Origin of the sequence: Streptomyces sp. NPDC000151 (assembly GCF_040301705.1) — a bacterium.
In the GTDB taxonomy this organism is placed as follows: Bacteria; Actinomycetota; Actinomycetes; order Streptomycetales; family Streptomycetaceae; genus Streptomyces.
The window spans coordinates 1-5,567 of record NZ_JBEPFC010000246.1 but is presented as its reverse complement, the minus strand read 5'-3'; the positions used below and the strand labels follow the sequence as shown (position 1 = coordinate 5,567).

Annotated in this window: 4 protein-coding genes and 1 pseudogene; all 5 read right to left on the bottom strand. The window is 72.8% G+C overall.

Features of this window, described 5'->3' with window-relative positions:
* Positions 1–1,425 (bottom strand): annotated as a pseudogene (locus tag ABT381_RS34775) (serine protease); the annotation flags it as partial.
* Positions 1,426–1,658: 233 nt separating this feature from the next.
* Positions 1,659–2,585 carry a tRNA pseudouridine(55) synthase TruB gene (truB, locus tag ABT381_RS34770; protein ID WP_351601790.1) on the bottom strand — a complete coding sequence of 309 codons (927 nt, stop codon included), beginning with the start codon at positions 2,583–2,585 and terminating at the stop codon, positions 1,659–1,661.
* Positions 2,582–3,034, bottom strand: coding sequence for a 30S ribosome-binding factor RbfA (rbfA, locus tag ABT381_RS34765; RefSeq protein WP_351601787.1), 453 nt, complete (start codon positions 3,032–3,034; stop codon positions 2,582–2,584). Before rbfA ends, truB begins: the two co-directional genes overlap by 4 nt.
* Positions 3,035–3,122: 88 nt before the next feature.
* Positions 3,123–3,419 carry a DUF503 domain-containing protein gene (locus tag ABT381_RS34760; protein ID WP_351601784.1) on the bottom strand — a complete coding sequence of 99 codons (297 nt, stop codon included), beginning with the start codon at positions 3,417–3,419 and terminating at the stop codon, positions 3,123–3,125.
* Positions 3,420–3,540: 121 nt separating this feature from the next.
* The coding region (gene infB, locus ABT381_RS34755; RefSeq protein WP_351601781.1) for a translation initiation factor IF-2 at positions 3,541–5,567 on the bottom strand (2,027 nt) is incomplete at its 5' end.

Sequence of the window (5,567 nt, the reverse complement as noted above, 5' to 3'; positions counted from 1 at the left end):
TTCCCCGCCGCCTTCCTGCACCGGCCGCGCCACCCGGCGGTGCAGGAAGGCGGCGGCGGGGAAGAGGGCCCCGGCGGTCTCCCAGTACTCGGGGCGGCAGGCGACGACGAGCCGGGCCCCGGCGCCGTGCAGCCATTCCGCGGTGTCACGGGTCCAGTCGGCGAGTCGCCGCGCGAGGTCCGGTGGCAGCTCCTCGGGACCGTCGAGCAGGACCAGGAGGGGGCGCCCGGCGGCCCGCGCGAGCCCGGCCACCTCCTCGGGGGTGGCGGCCGCGGGGTCGCCCGGGGCCGGCCCCGAGGCGCTGAGCACCCGGCCGGCCGAACGCAGCGTCCGGCCCACCGCGTCCCGCAGACCGCGGTCGGCGGCCCGCAGGTCGGCGCCGCGGAGCCGGAGGGTCGGCGCGGGCGCGGCGGCCCGCGCGCGGCGGGCGGCGAGCGCGGCCAGCTCCGTGCTGCGCCCGGTACCGGGATCACCGACGAGGGCGAGGACCCGCGCCGCCGGGACGCCCACCGGAGTACCCGCCGAAGCACCCGCCGCCCCCGCCACCGCACCGGCCACCGGCTCGGCCACCGCAGCGCACGCCCCGAACGCCGCGAACTCCTCCGCCACATCGGGCCGTTCGACCGGCTCCCGCCACGGCCCGGGACCGCCCGCCGTTCCCATGGCGGTCGTGGTGAGCGCCAGCACGCCGGCCAGGTTGAGGTCGGGGCCGTACGCGGGAACGGTCGCGGCGTTACGGGCCAGCAGCGCGGCGAGCGGCCCCCGCGGATCGGCCGCCGCCGCGGCGTGCAGCGGGATCGCGAACCCGCGCGGCACGGCCTCGGGCCCGGCCTCCCCCGGCCACGCGGACGTGCCCTCTCCCGACGCGTACGCCAGTACCCCCGTGCTCCCCGCCCGCCGCCCGCAGTGCAGTGCCGTGCCCGCCACGGCCAGTACCGCGCCCGTTCCGGCGTCGGTCACCAGCCCGCCGACGGCCGGACCGCCCAGCCGCAGCGCCTCGCCGGCCGGCCCGGGCACGGCCAGCTCGACCGCGTCGGGCAGCTGGTGGCGGCGATCGGTCGCGGTGTAGACGACGGCCGCCCGCCCGATGACACGCGCCGCGTCCCGCACCCCGTCCACGTACAGCCGTACCTCCGTCCCCGGCCCCGGGCGGCCCGCTGCGACCGGTAGCGGCGGTACGCCGAGGCCGGTGGTCCGGACGAGGGCGAGGCCGGACTCCGGGAGCGGGGTGACGGCGTCCGCGCCGACCGCGCAGGTCCGCCCGGCCGCGCCGTGCAGGACCAGGCGGGCCAGCCCGTCGACCGCTTCGTGGCTGGTCAGCAAGGTGCCGTCGAGGTCGGCGAGGAAGCCCGTGCCGCGCGGCCGCCCGGCCAGGTCGTGGATGCGCACCAGCGCCTTTGCCGCGTCGGCCGCCTGCACCACCATCGCCGTACCTCCCGCCGTCGCCGAAGATCCGGCTCCGCGCGCCGCTCACCTGGAGCGACGCGCGTACCGGGTCATTTCGACCGTAGGCAGCCAGTGATCGTCCTGGACAGGGCGCACGGCGAACGCGCCCCCGTCCGCGCCCGCGGTTCGCTCCGAGCGCCCGCCCGATGGGGTGAATACGCATACGCCTGTGTCCCGTGAGCCACCGGCTCACGGGACACAGGGACCGGACGTCAGACGAAGACCGCCAGGCTCTTCGCCTTCCCGCCCTTGTTCTCCAGCAGCGCGAGGAACGTGCCGTCCGGCGAGAACGCGGCGACCGTGCCGTCCGTGTCGAAGAGCGGCATCGGGATGCGCGCGCCGTTGCCGAGCAGCTTGGCCTGCTGCGCGGTGACGTCCCAGCGCGGGAACGCCGCGGCCGCCGCCTCGCCGATCGGCATGATCGGCAGGCCGCCGCCCTCGGGCTCGTCCACGGCCGCCTGCAGCTGGTCCAGCGTGCGGGCCGCGTCGAGCTTGTACGGGCCGACGCGGGTGCGGCGCAGCGCCGTCAGGTGACCGCCGACGCCCAGGCCCGCACCGATGTCGCGGGCGAGCGCGCGGATGTACGTACCGGAGGAGCACTCCACGGAGACCAGCAGGTCCGTGACGGGGGTGCCGTCGTCGGCCTCGGTCTCGTGGACGGAGTGCAGCACGAAGGAGGAGACGGTGACCGGGCGGGCCGGTATCTCCACCTCTTCGCCGCCGCGCACCCGCGCGTAGGACCGCTTGCCGTCGATCTTGATCGCGCTGACCTTGGACGGCACCTGCATGATGGCGCCGCTCAGCTTGTCGATCTCCGCCTGGATCGCGTCCCGGCCGATGTCCTTGGCGCCCAGGGACTCGGTGATCTCGCCCTCGGCGTCGTCGGTGACGGTGGTCTGGCCGAGCCGGACCGTGCCGACGTACTCCTTCTCCGTCAGCGCCAGGTGACCGAGCAGCTTCGTGGCGCGCTCGACGCCGAGGACGAGCACGCCGGTCGCCATCGGGTCCAGCGTGCCGGCGTGCCCGATGCGGCGCGTGCGGGCCATGCCGCGCATCTTCGCCACGACGTCGTGCGAGGTGAAGCCGGCCGGCTTGTCGACGATGACAAGGCCGTCCGGCGGGGTGACCTTCTGCTTCATTCGGCGGCGCTGTCCTCGTCGTCGTCCTCGCCCGGCTTGCGGTACGGGTCGGCCTCACCGGCGTAGTCGGCGCCCGAGGACACCTCGCGGACCTTGGCGTCGGAGGCCCGCGCCTTGTCCAGCAGGTCCTCGATGGTCCGGGCGTTCTCCGGCAGGGCGTCCGCCACGAACGTCAGGGTCGGCGTGAACTTGGTGCCCGCGGCACGCCCGACCTCGGAGCGCAGGATGCCCTTGGCGCTCTCCAGTCCGGCCGCGGCGCTGGCCCGGTCCTCGTCGTCGCCGTAGACCGTGTAGAAGACCGTCGCCTCCCGCAGGTCGCCGGTGACCCGGGTGTCCGTGATGGTCACGTGCGTGCCGAGCCGCGGGTCCTTGACCCCGCGCTGCAGCTTCTGGGCGACCACCTCCCGGATGAGGTCCGCCAGCCTCTTCGCCCGCGCATTGTCGGCCACTGGTCTTCTCCTTCTGGTTTCTTTCCACCATGGTGCTTGCGGCGCCGACGGCCCGCACGGCCTGCCGGTCACCCGGCCGGCCGTCGCGTCAGTCGTCGTGGTCGCCGTGGAACCGCCGCCGTACCGACAGCAGCTCCACTTCGGGACGTGCGGCGACCAGTCGCTCGCAGCGGTCCAGTACGTCTGTGAGGTGCCCCGCGTCGCCGGAAACCGCCGCCAGGCCGATCGTGACCCGGCGGTAGAGGTCCTGTTCGCCGACCTCCGCCACGCTGACCGCGTACTTGCGGTGCAGTTCGGCGACGATCGGGCGGACGACGGAGCGCTTCTCCTTCAGCGACCGTACGTCGCCGAGGAGGAGGTCGAAGGACAGCGTCCCTACGTACATGCAGTCCGGGTAAGCCACCCGTGGGGCCTGAGGTGTAGCGGTCACTGGCACCGTACACGCAACGGCCGGGGCCGATCGACGGAATTCCTCCCGCCGACCGGCCCCGGATCGAGTGGTGCGATCAGCCGCGCGGCTTCTCGCGCATCTCGTACGTCGCGATGACGTCGTCGACCTTGATGTCGTTGAAGTTGCCGAGGTTGATACCGCCCTCGAACCCTTCGCGGATCTCGGTGACGTCGTCCTTGAAGCGGCGCAGACCCTCGATGTTGAGGCTCTCCGCGATGACCTTGCCGTCGCGGACCAGGCGCGCCTTGGTGTTGCGCTTGACCTCGCCGGACCGGATGAGGACACCCGCGATGTTGCCCAGCTTGGACGACTTGAAGACCTCGCGGATCTCCGCCGTGCCGAGCTCGACCTCCTCGTACTCCGGCTTCAGCATGCCCTTCAGGGCCGCCTCGATCTCCTCGATCGCCTGGTAGATGACCGAGTAGTACCGGACGTCGACGCCCTCGCGCTCGGCCATCTGCGTCGCGCGGCCTTCGGCGCGGACGTTGAAGCCGATGACGATCGCGTCGGAGCCGGACGCCAGGTTGATGTCGGACTCGGTGACCGCACCCACGCCGCGGTGCAGCACGCGGATGTCGACCTCCTCGCCCACATCGAGCTGGAGCAGCGAGGACTCCAGGGCCTCGACCGAACCGGACGCGTCACCCTTGATGATGAGGTTGAGCTGCTGGACCTCGCCGGCCTTGAGCACCTTGTCCAGGTCCTCCAGGGAGACCCTGCGGGTGCGCTTGGCGAAGGCGGCGTTGCGCTCGCGCGCCGCGCGCTTCTCGGCGATCTGACGGGCGGTGCGGTCCTCGTCGACAACCAGGAAGTTGTCGCCGGCGCCCGGCACGTTGGTCAGACCCAGCACCAGGACGGGGGTCGAGGGACCCGCTTCCTGGACGTTGTTGCCCTTGTCGTCGAGCATCGCGCGGACTCGGCCGTAGGCGTCGCCGACGACCATCGTCTCGCCGACCCGCAGGGTGCCGCGCTGGACGAGCACGGTCGCCACGGCGCCGCGGCCGCGGTCGAGGTGGGCCTCGATCGCAATACCCTGCGCGTCCTGCTCCGCGTTGGCCCGGAGGTCCAGCGAAGCGTCCGCGGTGAGGACCACGGCCTCCAGCAGGCTGTCGATGTTCTCGCCCTGCTTGGCGGAGATGTCGACGAACATCGTGTCGCCGCCGTACTCCTCGGCCACCAGACCGAACTCGGTGAGCTGGCCGCGCACCTTGGTCGGGTCGGCGCCCTCGACGTCGATCTTGTTGACCGCGACCACGATCGGCACCTCGGCCGCCTTGGCGTGGTTCAGCGCCTCGATCGTCTGCGGCATGACACCGTCGTTGGCCGCCACCACGAGGATCGCGATGTCGGTCGACTTCGCACCACGGGCACGCATGGCGGTGAACGCCTCGTGACCCGGGGTGTCGATGAAGGTGAGGCGCCGCTCTTCGTCGTTGACCTCGGTCGCGACCTGGTACGCACCGATGTGCTGCGTGATGCCGCCGGCCTCGCCCGCGATGACGTTCGTCTTGCGGATCGCGTCCAGCAGTCGGGTCTTACCGTGGTCGACGTGACCCATGACGGTCACGACCGGCGGACGGGAGACGAGCATCTCCTCGCCGCCCTCGTTCTCGCCGAACTCGATGTCGAAGGACTCGAGAAGCTCGCGGTCCTCCTCCTCCGGGCTGACGATCTCGACGACGTAGTTCATCTCGTCGGCGAGCAGCTGCAGCGTCTCGTCGGAGACGGACTGGGTCGCGGTGACCATCTCACCCAGGTTCAGCATGACCTGGACGAGGGACGCCGGGTTGGCGTTGATCTTCTCCGCGAAGTCCGTCAGCGAGGCACCGCGCGACAGGCGAACCGTCGCACCGTTGCCGCGCGGCAGCATGATGCCGCCGACCGACGGGGCCTGCATGGCCTCGTACTCCTGACGCCTCTGCCGCTTCGACTTGCGACCGCGACGCGCGGGACCGCCGGGACGGCCGAAGGCGCCCTGCGTGCCACCACGGCCACCGGGACCGCCGGGACGGCCACCGAAGCCGGGACGACCGCCGAAGCCGCCGCCACCGGGACGGCCCGGAGCGCCGCCGCCACCGCCGG

Bases quoted from the DNA above. Each gene is read 5' to 3' on its own strand.
- truB (WP_351601790.1), bottom strand. From the start codon at position 2,585: ATGAAGCAGAAGGTCACCCCGCCGGACGGCCTTGTCATCGTCGACAAG.
- ABT381_RS34760 (WP_351601784.1), bottom strand. From the start codon at position 3,419: ATGTACGTAGGGACGCTGTCCTTCGACCTCCTCCTCGGCGACGTACGG.